The 14,464-nt window shown below is 45.2% G+C and carries 15 protein-coding genes and 3 tRNA genes; 6 read left to right on the forward strand and 12 right to left on the reverse strand.

All coding sequences use genetic code 11. The features are described 5' to 3' along the window. The 3 genes from ICN25_RS08410 (at position 1) to ICN25_RS08420 (ending at position 2,112) form a co-directional block, all read left to right on the forward strand. Positions 1–789, forward strand: coding sequence for a TatD family hydrolase (locus ICN25_RS08410; RefSeq protein WP_216181384.1), 789 nt, complete (start codon positions 1–3; stop codon positions 787–789). Next, positions 786–1,487, forward strand: a complete 702-nt coding sequence (locus tag ICN25_RS08415) for an ankyrin repeat domain-containing protein (protein WP_216181387.1) — start codon at positions 786–788, stop codon at positions 1,485–1,487. The genes ICN25_RS08410 and ICN25_RS08415 overlap by 4 nt, the downstream gene beginning before the upstream one ends. Before the next feature lie 85 nt (positions 1,488–1,572). After that, positions 1,573–2,112 carry an ion channel gene (locus ICN25_RS08420; RefSeq protein WP_216181390.1) on the forward strand — a complete coding sequence of 180 codons (540 nt, stop codon included), beginning with the start codon at positions 1,573–1,575 and terminating at the stop codon, positions 2,110–2,112. A gap of 27 nt (positions 2,113–2,139) precedes the next feature. Here the strand turns inward: ICN25_RS08420 and ICN25_RS08425 are convergent, their stop codons facing one another. The 4 genes from ICN25_RS08425 to hyi are packed head-to-tail and all read right to left on the reverse strand — an operon-like array spanning position 2,140 to position 5,439. Beyond that, a complete protein-coding gene (locus ICN25_RS08425; RefSeq protein ID WP_216862895.1) occupies positions 2,140–3,144 on the reverse strand; it encodes a DUF3108 domain-containing protein in 1,005 nt (334 codons plus the stop codon). Positions 3,145–3,148: 4 nt separating this feature from the next. After that, positions 3,149–3,736: a YqiA/YcfP family alpha/beta fold hydrolase gene (locus ICN25_RS08430; protein WP_216181393.1), complete on the reverse strand. Its 588-nt coding sequence runs from the start codon at positions 3,734–3,736 to the stop codon at positions 3,149–3,151. 9 nt (positions 3,737–3,745) lie between these two features. Then, positions 3,746–4,642, reverse strand: coding sequence for a 2-hydroxy-3-oxopropionate reductase (locus ICN25_RS08435; RefSeq protein WP_216181396.1), 897 nt, complete (start codon positions 4,640–4,642; stop codon positions 3,746–3,748). A gap of 14 nt (positions 4,643–4,656) precedes the next feature. Then, the gene (gene hyi, locus ICN25_RS08440) at positions 4,657–5,439 is read right to left on the reverse strand and encodes a hydroxypyruvate isomerase (protein WP_216181399.1); all 783 of its coding nucleotides are present in this window, start codon (positions 5,437–5,439) and stop codon (positions 4,657–4,659) included. A 152-nt stretch (positions 5,440–5,591) separates the two neighbouring features. On the opposite strand from hyi, the gene ICN25_RS08445 reads away from it, so the two are divergent. Continuing rightward, positions 5,592–6,191 carry a hypothetical protein gene (locus tag ICN25_RS08445; protein ID WP_216181402.1) on the forward strand — a complete coding sequence of 200 codons (600 nt, stop codon included), beginning with the start codon at positions 5,592–5,594 and terminating at the stop codon, positions 6,189–6,191. Positions 6,192–6,228: 37 nt separating this feature from the next. Continuing rightward, positions 6,229–7,053, forward strand: a complete 825-nt coding sequence (locus ICN25_RS08450) for a M48 family metallopeptidase (RefSeq protein WP_255536736.1) — start codon at positions 6,229–6,231, stop codon at positions 7,051–7,053. Positions 7,054–7,107: 54 nt separating this feature from the next. Here ICN25_RS08450 and ICN25_RS08455 read toward each other — a convergent pair. From ICN25_RS08455 to gltX, 4 genes are all read right to left on the reverse strand, one after another. Next, positions 7,108–7,184, reverse strand: a tRNA-Asp gene (locus tag ICN25_RS08455). 57 nt (positions 7,185–7,241) lie between these two features. Further along, positions 7,242–7,317: transfer RNA gene (locus ICN25_RS08460), tRNA-Glu, on the reverse strand. 40 nt (positions 7,318–7,357) lie between these two features. Further along, positions 7,358–7,433: transfer RNA gene (locus ICN25_RS08465), tRNA-Ala, on the reverse strand. 81 nt (positions 7,434–7,514) lie between these two features. Beyond that, on the reverse strand, positions 7,515–8,918 hold the full coding sequence (gene gltX, locus ICN25_RS08470) for a glutamate--tRNA ligase (protein WP_216181406.1): 1,404 nt from the start codon (positions 8,916–8,918) through the stop codon (positions 7,515–7,517). A gap of 68 nt (positions 8,919–8,986) precedes the next feature. Between gltX and ICN25_RS08475 the strand changes: the two genes are divergently transcribed. Continuing rightward, positions 8,987–9,952, forward strand: a complete 966-nt coding sequence (locus tag ICN25_RS08475; RefSeq protein ID WP_216181409.1) for an Hsp33 family molecular chaperone HslO — start codon at positions 8,987–8,989, stop codon at positions 9,950–9,952. Positions 9,953–9,959: 7 nt separating this feature from the next. On the opposite strand, the gene ftsB is transcribed toward ICN25_RS08475, so the two are convergent. From ftsB to ICN25_RS08495, 4 genes are read right to left on the reverse strand one after another with little or no spacing between them, the layout of a single operon-like run. Next, entirely contained in the window at positions 9,960–10,286 is a 327-nt protein-coding gene (gene ftsB / locus ICN25_RS08480) for a cell division protein FtsB (protein WP_216181412.1), read from the reverse strand. A gap of 21 nt (positions 10,287–10,307) precedes the next feature. Then, entirely contained in the window at positions 10,308–11,594 is a 1,287-nt protein-coding gene (gene eno / locus ICN25_RS08485) for a phosphopyruvate hydratase (RefSeq protein ID WP_216181415.1), read from the reverse strand. A 34-nt stretch (positions 11,595–11,628) separates the two neighbouring features. Further along, the gene (gene kdsA, locus ICN25_RS08490) at positions 11,629–12,492 is read right to left on the reverse strand and encodes a 3-deoxy-8-phosphooctulonate synthase (protein ID WP_216181417.1); all 864 of its coding nucleotides are present in this window, start codon (positions 12,490–12,492) and stop codon (positions 11,629–11,631) included. 9 nt (positions 12,493–12,501) lie between these two features. After that, the gene (locus ICN25_RS08495) at positions 12,502–14,163 is read right to left on the reverse strand and encodes a CTP synthase (protein WP_216181420.1); all 1,662 of its coding nucleotides are present in this window, start codon (positions 14,161–14,163) and stop codon (positions 12,502–12,504) included. Between the last annotated feature and the right edge of the window lie 301 nt (positions 14,164–14,464).

Below are 14,464 nucleotides of genomic sequence, written 5' to 3' on the forward strand. Positions count from 1 at the left end.
ATGTTTATAGACTCCCACTGCCACCTCGATTTCCCAGAATTTCAAACGCGCTTACCTGAGGTTTTGGCCAATATGGCCGACTGCAAGGTGAGCCATGCACTTTGCGTATCAGTTGATATTCCTGATTTTCCTAATGTGAAAAAGCTTGCTGAAGATCATGATCATTTGTATGCCTCCGTTGGAGTCCATCCTGATTACGAAGATACGCCAGAGCCTAGCTTTGAATTCCTGGTTGAAGAGGCAAAGCACCCCAAAATCGTTGCCATTGGTGAAACTGGGCTTGATTACTATCGAATGGGTGATCGTAACTATGAATCCATGGAATGGCAAAGAGAGCGCTTCAGAACCCATATCCGAGCGGCTATTGCATCTAAAAAGCCCCTCATCATTCATACGCGCTCATCTTCAGCCGATACGCTCCGAATCCTAAAAGAAGAGGGCGCCGATCAAATTGGTGGTGTGATGCACTGCTTTACAGAATCTACTGAGGTTGCCAAGGCAGCCATGGAAATGGGCTTCTACATCTCTTTTTCTGGAATTGTGACTTTTAAGAGTGCCAAAGATCTTCAGGAGACTTGCAAGCAGGTCCCTTTAGAGCGCATGCTGATTGAAACAGATTCACCGTATTTAGCGCCAATTCCATATCGCGGTAAGACCAATGAGCCTGCCTGGGTCTCTAAAGTTGGTGAATTTGTTGCTGATTTAAAGGGCGTCTCAATTGAGCGGCTTGCAGAGCAGACTTCTAGTAATTTTTTCCAATGTTTTCATATAAATAGACCGGTTTCATGAGAAATTCATTTAAATTACATTGCGCATTGAGCGCTGCTTTTCTAGGCTTTTCTAGCCTTGTATTGGCTCAAACAGCAGATCAAATTGCGGATTTCACAAAAGCGGCTAAATTTGACGACGTTTCAGAGGTTCAATCTTTGATTAAGGCTGGCGTTAGTCCCAATACATTAGATCCCAAGGGCAACCCGATGCTGATTGTGGCCATTCGAGATAAATCCCTCAAAGTTGCAGACCTCCTTATTGCAAACCCAAATACTGATATCAATCTGGCCAATAAAAGCGGTGAAAATCCCCTCATGATGGCCTCAATTGAGGGTGAACTTCCTTTGGTAGAGACTTTAGTGCTCAAAAAGAAGGCTGATGTAAATAAGTCTGGTTGGACACCTTTGCATTACGCCTGCACAACTGGAAAGCTCAGTGTTGCTCAATTCTTGGTGGCCAATGGCGCCAAAGTGAATGCATTAAGCACCAGCGATACAACACCATTAATGATGGCCGTTAGCTCTGGAAATGAGCAACTAATTAAGTTCCTGCTGAATAACGGCGCTGACTTGCGCATGCGCAATCATGAAGGCTATTCAGCCATTGATGTGGCGGCTTTATTTAGCAAGGAAGATATACGTGAGGGTTTGATATCCCGTTGGGAGAAGCTCTATAAACAGCCATATCCAGGCGGTCCTAAGAAGATTCCTTCATAAGTGACATATGTATTACTTGCGTATAATCATTATTATGTCAAATAAGAAATACAAATAAGAAAGCATCATCAAATAAGCACTTCGTATGAACCTCATTGATCATTTCATCAAACTTCCAGGCTTTAGTAGCCTACCTAGTTTCAGCACCCTGTTCTCTGAGATTAATACGGACATGGGCAATAGCGAGATTTGGTTTGTACTGATTCTGGCATGCTTAATGCTGACATTTCACGGTGTTGCGGTATTGATGATTGCCGGTGCTTTTCATTGGTTGGATCGCAAGCTTGAAAATAAACGTGTGTACGGGGCAAATTTCCTGTCGTATTTCATCGCCATTTTGTTGATTATTGCCAGTCATTTCATAGAAATTGTTGCCTGGTCTTATATTTGCGTTGCTTTGCAGGTGTTTCCAACCAATCCTCAGACTTTCTACTTTGCTGGCGAAATGTACACCACGGTTGGCTATGGTGATTACACGCTTTCAGAGCGCTGGAGAATCTTGCCGATCATCATCTCGTTCTCGGGCATCTTTGCCGTATCAATGTCAGGGGCTGCCTTGTATTCCATGATGGGTGCCTTATTGAACCGTTCAAACCAGAATCCTAAGTCCGGGTCTGGATTCTAAAAAGGCTGGGTTTGGCGGTTTTTTAGTCTAATTAACGAGCTTTGCTTTATCAATAGGCGCCTTCTGCTTAAAGACTAGTTCTAAAACGCGTCCATTGGACTCTAGAGAGCGCATTCTACCTGGCAGCCAATCGAGGTCTTTTGCAAGCCAAATATCGACCTGACGCTTGTATGGATCGTTTTCACGCTGCATGAGTGCGTAATGTCGATTCACCGACTTTCCTAGGCTTGGAATAGCTTCGGACTCTTCTTCACCATAGCTCTTAAATTGCCACATTTCTAGCGTGTTGAAGTCGACCACAGGAAGTGCCCGAATACTGCCGGCATCATCAATTTTGTCGCTGCCATTCAATAGTGAGGCAAATTGGAACATCAGGCTAAATCGATCTTGGGTTCCTGGCAATAAATCGGGGGTGAAGTCTGGCTTCTCAGAAAAGTACATCTTCCCTGCTCCATTCTGATCTCGATCGAATCTTGAGTAACGCGGGGGTTTTGTTCCACGTTGCGTCCAGTAAATAGAGGGCGCTATTCCATATGCATCAACTGAGCCGCGGGATTCAAATACAAATGGGCCAACAACTGCGTAAGGTATGTTGATATACAAACGGTAATTATTACCCTCAGTAATCCAGTCCAATTGAGCGGTTTGATAGAGTTGTCCATCAACATAGGCATCGAAATAATAGGTTCCAGAATCTGGAAGACGAAAAGCCTGACCAGATTGATTGCCTAATGCCCCCTGCTCTCCTTTGCCTGCATCTGAAATCGGATCTGCAGATACAGCATTGGTTTTCTTGGGTATAGTTTTTTTCTTTGGTGCGCTGCTAAGTTGTATCTTTTTAGGTGGCTCAACACGAAGTTCTGTTTTGATAATTAGGTCTTCAGCTATAGGTGGTGCGCTACCGAAAGAAATAAAAGGAAGGCCAAAAAATAAAATTAGGTGGCCAAGGACTGATAGGAAAATGGCGGCAATCAGAATCCACAGAGATCTTCTGCTTATAGATTGGAATAAATTGCCAAATGAATCAATCAAGAAATCAATGCTCGATAAATTCAATTACCGCTGGTAGATGATAGGCGTAGTCGGCAATACCATGATCACTGCCTTCAAGAATCAATTGCTTGGCACCAGGATAAAAGGTAGACATCTCTTTCCAATCAAGAAGCTCATCACCCTTTGCGGCGATTAAAAAATATCGCTCTGGATTGGTAATCTTGTCAACCTGCAAAGCACGTAGCTCATCAATGTACTGAGCTTTGAAATCAAATGGCTCATCACTATCATAAGCAGTCATCAGCCCAACATGGGGTTCTAATTCTCTAGCCGCATAAACAGCAGGATTTAAAGCAATACCCCTGCATTGATATTTCTCAGCCAGATAGTTTGTATAGAAACCACCTAAAGAAGATCCGATGATGACTATGCGATGTGCTTTAGATTGGTTGATATGCTTAACCACCATATCGATACTTTCCTTGGGGGATGCTAGCAATTGAGGGCAATACCATTCATAGGTATTGTCAGGCGTTGATAGCGCCCTCACCGCCTCACCAGTCATCACCGCCTTAGTTGAATTCGGAGAAGAGCGAAAACCGTGAAGATAAACCAACAGCGTTGTTCTCATAATCTTCTTTTAAGCCTTCTGACCAATTTCAAAGTTCGACATTTTTTCCAAGGCCTTGACCATTGCCGAATGATCCCAAGCTTTGCCACCATGAGCGCTGCAGGAGTTCAACAATTCTTGAGCAGTTGCAGTATTAGGCAAGGAGACGCCCAAGGCTTTAGCACTACTTAGTGCAAGATTGAGATCTTTTTGATGTAACTCAATCCTAAAGCCAGGATCAAATGTACGTTTAATCATTCGCTCACCATGAACTTCCAAAATCTTGGAGCTAGCGAAGCCACCCATTAATGCTTCGCGAACTTTAGCAGGATCAGCGCCAGCTTTTGAAGCAAATACCAGTGCTTCAGCAACTGCTTCAATATTTAAAGCCACAATAATTTGATTGGCAACCTTCGTAATTTGACCGGCACCATTTGCGCCAACCAAGGTAATGTTTTTACCCATTAATTCAAATACAGGCTTTACCTTTGCAAAAGTGACCTCACTGCCGCCAACCATAATGGTGAGCGTTGCACCTTTGGCACCAAGTTGACCACCAGAAACAGGCGCATCTAGATACTCGCATCCAAGGGCATTAATCTTTTGAGCAAACTCTTTTGTTGCGATTGGTGAGATTGAGCTCATATCGACAACAATCTTGCCTTTACTCAATCCAGATGCAATACCCTTCTCACCAAACAAAACTTTTTCAACATCGGGGGTGTCGGGCACCATCGTGATGATGATATCTGCCTTACTGGCAACTTCCGCTGGACTAGAGCATGAAGTTGCAGAGCTGTTAGATAGTTCTTCCGGAATCTTGCTACGGGTATTAATAAATACTTCGTGACCAGCGGCAACTAGGTGACCCGCCATAGGGGCACCCATAATTCCGAGACCAACAAATCCTAGCTTTAACTTACTCATGATGTCTTCCTTTTTTATTCTTGTTCGTATTGACTCATCCACCCAAGACCTGCCTCGGTGGATTTAAGGGGTTTGTATTCACAGCCAATATAGCCTTCGTAACCAAGGCGATCTAACAGGCCGAAAAGATATTCGTAATTGATTTCACCGGTACCTGGCTCATTTCGGCCTGGGTTATCGGCCAGTTGAATATGGGCTATTCGATTGAGGTGCTTTTGGATGGTATTGCTTAACTCACCCTCCATACGCTGCGCATGATAAATGTCGTATTGCAGGAATGCGTTGTCAGCACCCACGGCATCCAAAATAGCAATCCCCTGCTCCGTCTTAGAGAGATAAAAGCCAGGAATATCGAAGGTGTTAATTGGTTCAATCAATAGCTTTAATCCAACCTTCTTAAGTTCGCTGGCTGCATATTGGAGATTAGCCACAAAAGTGTCGTGAAGTAGTTTTGGATCAGATCCTGCTGGAGCCTTCCCAGCGAGGCAATTTAATTGCGGCACTCCAAGAATGATGGCGTACTCAATGGCTTTGGCGACCCCAGACCGGAACTCATCAATGCGATCGGGTAAACAAGCAATTCCTCGCTCACCTGCGTTCCAATCGCCGGCGGGGAGATTATGGAGTACCAGCTTTAGGGCGTTGTTGTCTAAAGCAGATTTAATCTCTTGAACATCAAATTCATAGGGAAAGAGAAATTCAACGGCCTTGAACCCGCCAGTCTTAGCAAGTGCAAAGCGTTCCAAAAATGGAACTTCATTAAACAGCATAGTGAGGTTAGCGGCAAAACGGGGCATCTCATTCCTTTTGATCAAGGCGCTACAGAAGAACTGATGTTATCAAAGAAGCCTATAAATTTCCTTGAGCGCCAAAGGATGGCGTTTTAGGTCAAATTGGGGACAAAAATACGCTAATATCACTATAGAAGCACTTAATATTAAGGAAAGTTATGAAAATTAAATTCGCCCCAATTACCCTCGTAGCCGCAGCTCTACTTTCAGGCCCAGCACTTGTGATGGCTCAAACACCTACCGCAGCAAATGCTGTAGTTGTTGATGCAGCTGTTACTGACAACATTTTCCAGTTGTACGAAGGAACAGTTACCAAGATTGATAAGAAAACACGTACGATTTTCTTTAAAAACAATGAAGGTGAATCTAAATTTGTAGCTGGCCCAGAGATCAAGAATTTTGATCAAATCAAAAAAGGTGATCGCCTAAGCGTTACTTATGAATTGGCTGTAGCAATTGAGTTAATCAAGACTAAGAGTGATGGCATTCGTAGCAAAGTAGAAACTTCATCAGAAGTAGCCTCTAAACCTGGTGAAAAGCCGACTCGCACAATTACAAACACAACAACGATCATTGCTGACATTGTTGCAGTTGATCGCACTAAGAAATTGGTTTCCGTTAAGGGGCCAAGTGGAAAAGTTACTGTAGTGACAGTTAAGAACCCACAATTGTTAGCTGATGTGAATGTTGGTGAGCAGGTTAAAGTAATTTACTTCGATGCGATGGCTGCATCTATTACTTCGCCTAAAAAGAAATAAGGTATTCGGTAATTCGTTGTAAATGCAGGGATCTCACTTGAGCATTCGTATCTTTTGGATCCTTGCACTTTCCACCCTCCTCTCAGCCTGTGCCAACACTACTAGGCCTGGAGCTGTCGGTGTAAATCGATCGCAATTCATGATGGCTTCTTCAGAGGATGTGAATCGCCTCTCTGCTGCAAGTTATAGCGAGCAAAATCAAAAAGCAAAAGAAAAAAATATACTGGTCACGTCAGGACCTACCTATGATCGCTTGAAGTTCATAGCAAATCGACTCATTCCACAGACCGAGGCATTCCGCGATGACACTAGACAATGGGATTGGCGCCTAACCCTCATTGATGCGCCAATACTAAATGCTAGTTGTGCACCAGGTGGAAAGATTACTTTCTATACCGGGATCATTGAACAGTTGAATCTCAATGATGATGAAATTGCCGCCATCATGGGTCATGAAATCGCTCATGCATTAAGAGAGCATGGTAGAGAGCGCGTCTCTCAGGCCGCAGCCCAAAATATATTGGTCAATATTGCTATGGCAGTGGCTGGGCCATATGGCTCTGCAGTAAGCGCTGCCAACCAAGTAGCGCAATACGCGATTGTGTTGCCTAACTCTAGAGAAAATGAATCTGAAGCCGATGCAATCGGTTTAGAGCTCGCAGCAAGAGCTGGTTATAACCCTATGGGCGCAATTAGTGTTTGGCAAAAGATGCTGAAGGCAACTAAAGATAAGAGCACCCCAGAGTTTTTATCCACTCACCCTTCCGGCGAAACTCGCATAGAGCAATTGACTGCGCTGATGCCTTCGGTTGAGCCTCTTTATAAAGCTGCGCCTAAACCATCACCAACTAAGAAGTTGTAAAAGGATTTCTTGAAATGAAAAAAGCCCCTTATACAGGGGCTTTTTAAACTTACTTGGCGGAGCGGACGGGACTCGAACCCGCGACCCTCGGCGTGACAGGCCGATATTCTAACCAACTGAACTACCGCTCCAAGTACATCGCATGCTACTTGTGTCACTTCATACTACTCACAACTAGCCAAAATTATTGGCGTCCCCAGGGGGATTCGAACCCCCGTACTCACCGTGAAAGGGTGATGTCCTAGGCCTCTAGACGATGGGGACCTGGACTACTAATAAAACTAATACTGCTATTTTAAATGCTTGGTGGAGATAAGCGGGATCGAACCGCTGACCTCTTGCATGCCATGCAAGCGCTCTCCCAGCTGAGCTATACCCCCGTAATCTCGCTAAAAATCCACAAGACACTCAAAACAATCCAAGATTTTATCCTATTTTTGTAGGAGGACGCAAATTCTGCCTTAGACGACCTTGGAGAGCCTTTCTACAGCTTCATCCTTACCCAAAACAACCAAGACAGAATCAATGGCTGGGGTCTGTGTTGAAGCAAATAAGGCGTAACGGACAGGCATTGCTAATGCTGGCATTTTGATCTGATGCTTGGCTAAAACTTCTTTAAAAGCTGCGCCATAGGCCGCTTTTGTATGCTCCGCAGATTTAATCGCCTCGATCAAATCTTTGAGAGCCGGAACGATTTCAGCTGGGATATTTGCAGCAATTTGTTCAGGATTGTGCGCTGGTGCCGGCAGGTAAAAAAGCTTTGCTCCCTCAGCGATTTCAATCAAGGTGTTTGCACGGTCTTTCAGTAGCGCAACTACTTGGACAAAGTCCGGGCCCTTCTCTGTATCTATACCCAACTCGTGCGCAAAAGGCTTAGTTGCTTCAGCAAGACCAACTGGATCTGCATTCTGAATATATTGATGATTTAGCCAAAGCAATTTTTCAGGATTATGCTGTGCTGGTGATCTACCAAGGCTAGCCAAGTCAAACCAATTCACAAACTGCTCTTTTGTGAAAATCTCTGCATCACCGTGAGACCAACCCAGTCTTGCTAAGTAATTCAGAATGGCTTCTGGCAAGTACCCTGCTTTTTGGTAATCGCGCACGCTCATGGCGCCATTGCGCTTGCTCATTTTTTCACCAGAATCATTCAAGACTGTTGGTAAATGGGCATAAACCGGCGGCGTGCCACCGAGCGCCTTCATGATGTTAATTTGGCGAGGCGTGTTATTCACATGATCATCACCACGAATTACGTGTGTGATGTTCATATCAAGGTCGTCCACCACAACGCAGAAGTTATAAGTTGGCGTACCATCAGGGCGAGCAATCACCAAATCATCTAACTCATCATTGCTAATTTCAATCTTGCCTTTCACTGCATCTTCCCAGATAACGGATCCGCCGATGGGATTCTTAAAGCGAATCACCGGCAGAATGCCTTCTGGAATATCGGGCAAAGTTTTGCCAGGTTCTGGGCGCCATTGACCGTTATAGCGCGGCTTTTCCTTGTTGGCCATCTGTTGATCGCGTAGCTTATTGAGCTCTTCTTCGCTCATATAGCAAGGGTAAGCAAGGCCTGCATCTAGCATCTGCTTAACCACTTCACGATAACGATCAATGCGTTGCATTTGATAAATCGGGCCCTCATCCAAATCTAGGCCAAGCCAAGCCATACCTTCAATAATGACGTCGACTGCCTCCTGGGTGGAACGCTCTACATCGGTATCCTCGATACGCAAGATGAAATCGCCTTTGTTGTGACGGGCAAAAGCCCATGGATACAAAGCGCTGCGAAGGTTGCCCAAGTGAATGAAGCCCGTTGGACTGGGGGCGAAACGTGTACGTATATGCATAAATGACATTATCTCAGGTCAGCCTAGGATTTCATCATTTAGCACCTTGACCCTCAAAAAAGTGGATACTTTCACCTATGAACGAATTACTTGTATTTATGTGTGATGGCGCCCCAGTCCGCGGGGAAATTGTTTCCATTAGCAGCGCATGGCAGGCCGTTTTAGAGCGCCGTAATGACCCCCCTGTAATACGACGAATCCTAGGTGATTTCGTGGGTGCAGCGACGCTCTTAAGCGCCAGCCTCAAATTTGATGGGAGCTTGATTATTCAAGCTCAAAGCAAAGGCCCTATCCAGCTTCTGGTGGTCGAATGCAAATCTGACCTGACGATGCGAGCAACCGTAAAACTCTCAGTTGACGCTGCCAGCATTAATCCCGATGCCACCCTAGGCGAGCTACTGGATGCAGACAATACAGGCCGCCTGGTAATCACTCTTGACCCATCTGACCGTCAGCCTGGACAACCACCTTATCAAGGCATTGTGGCCCTTCAGGAGCATCGAGGTACGGTTATTAAGCCCGTGACTAGCGCTGCTGAGGCAATTGCTCTGTACATGCAAAATTCAGAGCAGTTAGATACTCGTATTTGGCTTGCATCAAACGATACCCATGTTGGTGGATTACTTTTGCAGCGATTGCCTGATTCTGGCGGCCATGCGCATCTAGATCCTCAGTTAGCCGCTGAAGGGTGGACGAGAATTCAGACACTTGGTGAAACTATCACCAATGAAGAATTATTAACGCTGCCACCGGAAACTATCCTCCGCCGCCTCTTTTTAGAGGAGTCCACCGAGAGTGGTGTTCGCAGCTTTCCGGCCCGCCCTGTTCGGTTTGGCTGCCGCTGCTCCCGCGCTAAGGTAGCCGATGTCCTCAGAATGCTTGGTGAAGAGGAAGTTGAAAGCATCCTTGCCGAACAAGGTGCCGTAGAAACTGAGTGTGATTTTTGCGCTAAAGCCTATCGCTTTGATGCGGTTGATTGCAGACAAGTATTTAAAACCGATTTGCTGGCTGATGCTACGAGACCGCCATCCAGCGGACATTAAGCGCTAGTTATTGCTTTGTAGTTGCTGGCTTTTCGCCATCGGATGCATTGGTGGCTGATTTTTCAGTAGGCAGAATTTGTACAAAGAACTCACCTTCCTTAATCATGCCGTGCTCAACACGAGCGCGCTCTTCAATCGCACGCGTACCGTCTTTTAAATCCTTAACGTCACCAGTAAGCTTTGCATTGCGCAAGCTCAGCAAGCTATTTTTGGCCTGCTGTAACTCAAGCTGTTTCTCCATCTCGTAAACCTTAAGCCATCCACCCTTACCCAACCAAAGTGGGTACTGTATTGCGATAAGCAATAACAGCATAGAGTAGATGACAATCCGCATAAGAAATAGAGCTGCTATTCGTTAACGCTTGAGGTTATAGAAAACAGATTTGCCTGGATAAGTAGCAACATCACCCAAATCTTCTTCGATACGCAGCAACTGGTTGTACTTGGCAATACGATCAGAGCGAGACAGTGAGCCCGTCTTAATCTGACCAGCATTGGTGCCAACAGCAATATCAGCAATTGTGCTGTCTTCAGTTTCACCAGAGCGGTGAGAAATGACTGCAGTGTAATTAGCGCGCTTCGCCATTTCAATCGCAGCAAAGGTCTCTGTCAATGTACCAATTTGATTAATCTTAATGAGGATTGAGTTGGCAATACCCTTCTCGATACCTTCTTTAAGAATGCGCGTGTTGGTAACAAAGAGATCGTCTCCAACTAATTGGATTTTCTTACCCAATTTTTGGGTAATGTCAGCCCATCCATCCCAGTCACTCTCATGCATTCCATCTTCAATCGATACGATCGGGAATTGATCGGCTAAATTGCCGAGGTAGTCTGAGAATTCACTGGAAGTTAGTTGTAGACCTTCGCCTGACAAGTGATATTTACCATCTTTATAGAACTCACTAGCAGCACAATCCAAAGCCAATAAGACATCTTCACCAGCTTGATACCCAGCGCCTTCAATAGCCTTCATGATGGTCTGCAAGCACTCTTGATTGCTCTTAAAGTTCGGGGCAAAACCGCCCTCATCCCCAACAGTAGTTGGCATACCTTGTGCGCCTAAAATTTTCTTCAACTCATGGAAAATTTCCGCGCCACAACGCAAGGCTTCACGGAAGCTTTGAGCGCTGACTGGCATCACCATAAACTCTTGAATATCTAAGCTGTTATTGGCATGCGCACCGCCATTGACGATGTTCATCATTGGTACCGGCAATTGCATACCGCCCGATCCGCCAAAATAACGATACAAAGGCAAGCCAGCCTCTTCTGCAGCAGCACGTGCCACAGCCATAGAGACGGCTAAAGTTGCGTTAGCACCTAAGCGAGCTTTGTTATGAGTTCCATCTAATTCGATTAAGGTGTGATCGAGGAAAGCTTGTTCGCTAGCATCCAGACCCAAGATCGATTCAGCAATCTCGATATTGATATTTTGAACCGCCTTAAGAACGCCCTTACCTAAGTAGCGCGCTTTATCGCCATCGCGAAGCTCAATGGCTTCACGTGAACCTGTCGAAGCCCCTGAAGGCACTGCAGCACGTCCCATAACGCCAGACTCTAGCAATACATCGCACTCAACTGTTGGGTTGCCGCGTGAATCTAAAACTTCTCTACCGATGATGTCAACAATGGCGCTCATGCACCTTCTCCTAAGTAAAAATGAATTCGGGGAATTACTTAAAACTATCTTCTAAAAATGATCCAGGCTTCTTAACAACGGAATCAATCGCAACTAAAGATTCCAGCAGTTCTTTCATGCGGTTAAGCGGTACAGCATTGGGGCCATCAGAAAGTGCTTTAGCTGGATCTGGATGTGTTTCCATGAATAGGCCACTAATGCCGACTGCAACTGCAGCACGAGCCAATACAGGAACAAATTCCCGTTGCCCACCACTCGCATTGCCTTGACCGCCAGGAAGCTGAACTGAATGCGTCGCATCAAAAACAACTGGCGCCTTTGCTTCACGCAAAATTGCCAAGCTACGCATATCTGAAACTAAATTGTTGTAGCCGAAAGAAGCACCACGTTCGCAAACCATAAACTGATCTGCTAGGTTTATTTCAGCAGCTGCTGCGCGTGCTTTATCAATTACGTTCAGCATTTCATGTGGGGATAGAAACTGACCCTTCTTAAAATTCACTGGCTTACCGCTTTGTGCGCAAGCTCGAATGAAATCAGTCTGCCTACATAAAAAAGCTGGAGTCTGAAGAACATCGACCACTTTTGATACGGGAGCAATTTCGCTGATGTCATGGATATCGGTCAAAACCGGTACGCCAATTTCACGTTTTACACGCGCTAGTATCTCGAGCCCCTTCTCCATGCCTAAGCCACGGAAAGAGGTCCCAGATGAACGATTGGCTTTATCAAAAGATGACTTATAGATAAATGAAATGCCTAGTGCAGAAGTAATTTCTTTGAGCTCGCCAGCAATATCTAAAGCAGATTGTTCGGACTCAATAACGCAAGGACCTGCAATGAGAAAAAAGCGATGATCCAAGCCAACATCGAAACCACATAACTTAAATGCACTCATAACGATCTCCTAGGCTGCTTGCTTTTGAGAAGCAGCTTGATGAATCAATGAAGCTTTAATGAAGGCAGAGAACAATGGATGTCCATCACGTGGAGTTGATGTGAACTCAGGATGGAACTGCACACCAAAGAACCAAGGATGCATTGCGTTAGGCAACTCCATCATTTCAGGCAAGGATTCATTTGGAGTTCTAGCGGAAATAATCAGACCGGACTTCTCAAGACGCGGTACGTAGACATTATTCACTTCATAGCGATGGCGGTGACGCTCATTCACCTCAGGACCATAGATTTCATGGGCCAAAGTACCTGCTTTAACAGGACAACGTTGTGAACCTAAACGCATGGTTCCACCAAGATCAGAATCATTGGTGCGCTTCTCAACGCGACCTTCACGATCTACCCACTCAGTAATCAAAGCCACAACTGGACTCTCTGTCTCAGGATCAAACTCAGTACTATTTGCCTGCGCAATGTTAGCAACATGACGCGCAAATTCAATCACAGCTAACTGCATACCCAAACAAATGCCTAGGTATGGAACATTGTTCTCGCGGGCATAACGAATGGCGGCAATCTTACCTTCGGTGCCACGTTTACCAAAGCCACCAGGAACTAAGATCGCATCTAGATTCTGAAGACACTCAACACCGTCTTTTTCAATCACTTCCGAATCAATGTAATTAATATTGACGCGGGTGTGGTTATGAATACCTGCATGACGCAAAGCTTCGATCAATGACTTGTAGGATTCAGTTAGCTCAACATACTTGCCAACCATGCCAATAGTGACTTCGTGTTGCGGATTAGCCAATTCATAAACTAAGTTTGCCCAAACAGATAAATCTGCAGGCTTAGCCTCGATATCTAATTCACGACAAATCAAATCATCCATACCCTGAGCTTGAAGCATCTCAGGAATCTTGTAGATGGTGTCAACGTCCCAAACTGAAATCACAGCCTCTTCACGTACGTTCGAGAACAGTGAGATCTTAGAGCGCTCGTCTTCTGGAATTGGGCGATCAGCACGACATAAGAGTACGGTCGGCATGATGCCGATCTCACGTAACTTTTGTACGGAGTGCTGGGTAGGTTTAGTTTTTAACTCCCCTGCACTTGCAATATAGGGAACCAAAGTCAGATGCACAAAGGCGCAGCTGTGTTTTGGTAGGCGAATACTCATTTGGCGAGCCGCCTCAAGGAATGGCAGGGATTCGATATCACCCACTGTTCCACCGATTTCACAAATAGCGATATCAGCTTTACCGTCGTGACTTGCTTTCGCACCGCGCTCTACAAATGCTTGAATTTCATTTGTAATATGGGGAATAACTTGAACTGTCTTACCTAGATACTCACCGCGTCGCTCTTTGCTGATAACGGATTCGTAGATCTGACCAGTCGTGAAGTTATTACTCTTACGCATTTTCGCGGAGACAAAACGCTCGTAATGCCCAAGATCGAGGTCAGTTTCAGCGCCGTCTTCGGTAACGAAAACTTCGCCATGTTGAAGCGGGCTCATTGTCCCAGGGTCAACGTTGATATAAGGGTCTAATTTTAGGAGGGTGACTTTCAGGCCGCGGGATTCAAGAATCGCGGCAAGCGAGGCAGCTGCGATTCCTTTCCCTAAAGAAGAAACCACACCACCAGTGACAAAAACGTATTTGGTCATCGCTTAAGCTCTGTTGGAAAAAGTAATTATAACGATAGCGACTCTGTCAGGATAAATTCTTAGGTCCTCCAATAACTCTCGGGCTGCCAGCTAGTTCATTCTAAAAATTGCCTGTTTTATAGGCAATTTCTTGCTATCCAGAAACTCTTTCACTGACCTCAAATCTGGCATCACCCTAGCTCTAATACCCCTCGCTCAATAGTGTTGAATTATTGGAGGCTAGCGATTTATCCCAATTAACCCCTATTTAGCCCTTAAATGAGGCATTTTTTGAGAACTTTTAACAATTAAGTCTTATATA

Source organism: Polynucleobacter sp. 80A-SIGWE (genome assembly GCF_018882295.1).
GTDB lineage: Bacteria > Pseudomonadota > Gammaproteobacteria > Burkholderiales > Burkholderiaceae > Polynucleobacter.

Bases quoted from the DNA above. Each gene is read 5' to 3' on its own strand.
- ftsB (WP_216181412.1), bottom strand. From the start codon at position 10,286: ATGCGGATTGTCATCTACTCTATGCTGTTATTGCTTATCGCAATACAG.
- ICN25_RS08410 (WP_216181384.1), top strand. From the start codon at position 1: ATGTTTATAGACTCCCACTGCCACCTCGATTTCCCAGAATTTCAAACG.
- hyi (WP_216181399.1), bottom strand. From the start codon at position 5,439: ATGCCCCGTTTTGCCGCTAACCTCACTATGCTGTTTAATGAAGTTCCA.
- ICN25_RS08415 (WP_216181387.1), top strand. From the start codon at position 786: ATGAGAAATTCATTTAAATTACATTGCGCATTGAGCGCTGCTTTTCTA.
- ICN25_RS08430 (WP_216181393.1), bottom strand. From the start codon at position 3,736: ATGAGAACAACGCTGTTGGTTTATCTTCACGGTTTTCGCTCTTCTCCG.
- ICN25_RS08435 (WP_216181396.1), bottom strand. From the start codon at position 4,642: ATGAGTAAGTTAAAGCTAGGATTTGTTGGTCTCGGAATTATGGGTGCC.
- ICN25_RS08475 (WP_216181409.1), top strand. From the start codon at position 8,987: ATGAACGAATTACTTGTATTTATGTGTGATGGCGCCCCAGTCCGCGGG.
- ICN25_RS08420 (WP_216181390.1), top strand. From the start codon at position 1,573: ATGAACCTCATTGATCATTTCATCAAACTTCCAGGCTTTAGTAGCCTA.
- kdsA (WP_216181417.1), bottom strand. From the start codon at position 12,492: ATGAGTGCATTTAAGTTATGTGGTTTCGATGTTGGCTTGGATCATCGC.
- gltX (WP_216181406.1), bottom strand. From the start codon at position 8,918: ATGTCATTTATGCATATACGTACACGTTTCGCCCCCAGTCCAACGGGC.
- ICN25_RS08445 (WP_216181402.1), top strand. From the start codon at position 5,592: ATGAAAATTAAATTCGCCCCAATTACCCTCGTAGCCGCAGCTCTACTT.
- ICN25_RS08495 (WP_216181420.1), bottom strand. From the start codon at position 14,163: ATGACCAAATACGTTTTTGTCACTGGTGGTGTGGTTTCTTCTTTAGGG.
- eno (WP_216181415.1), bottom strand. From the start codon at position 11,594: ATGAGCGCCATTGTTGACATCATCGGTAGAGAAGTTTTAGATTCACGC.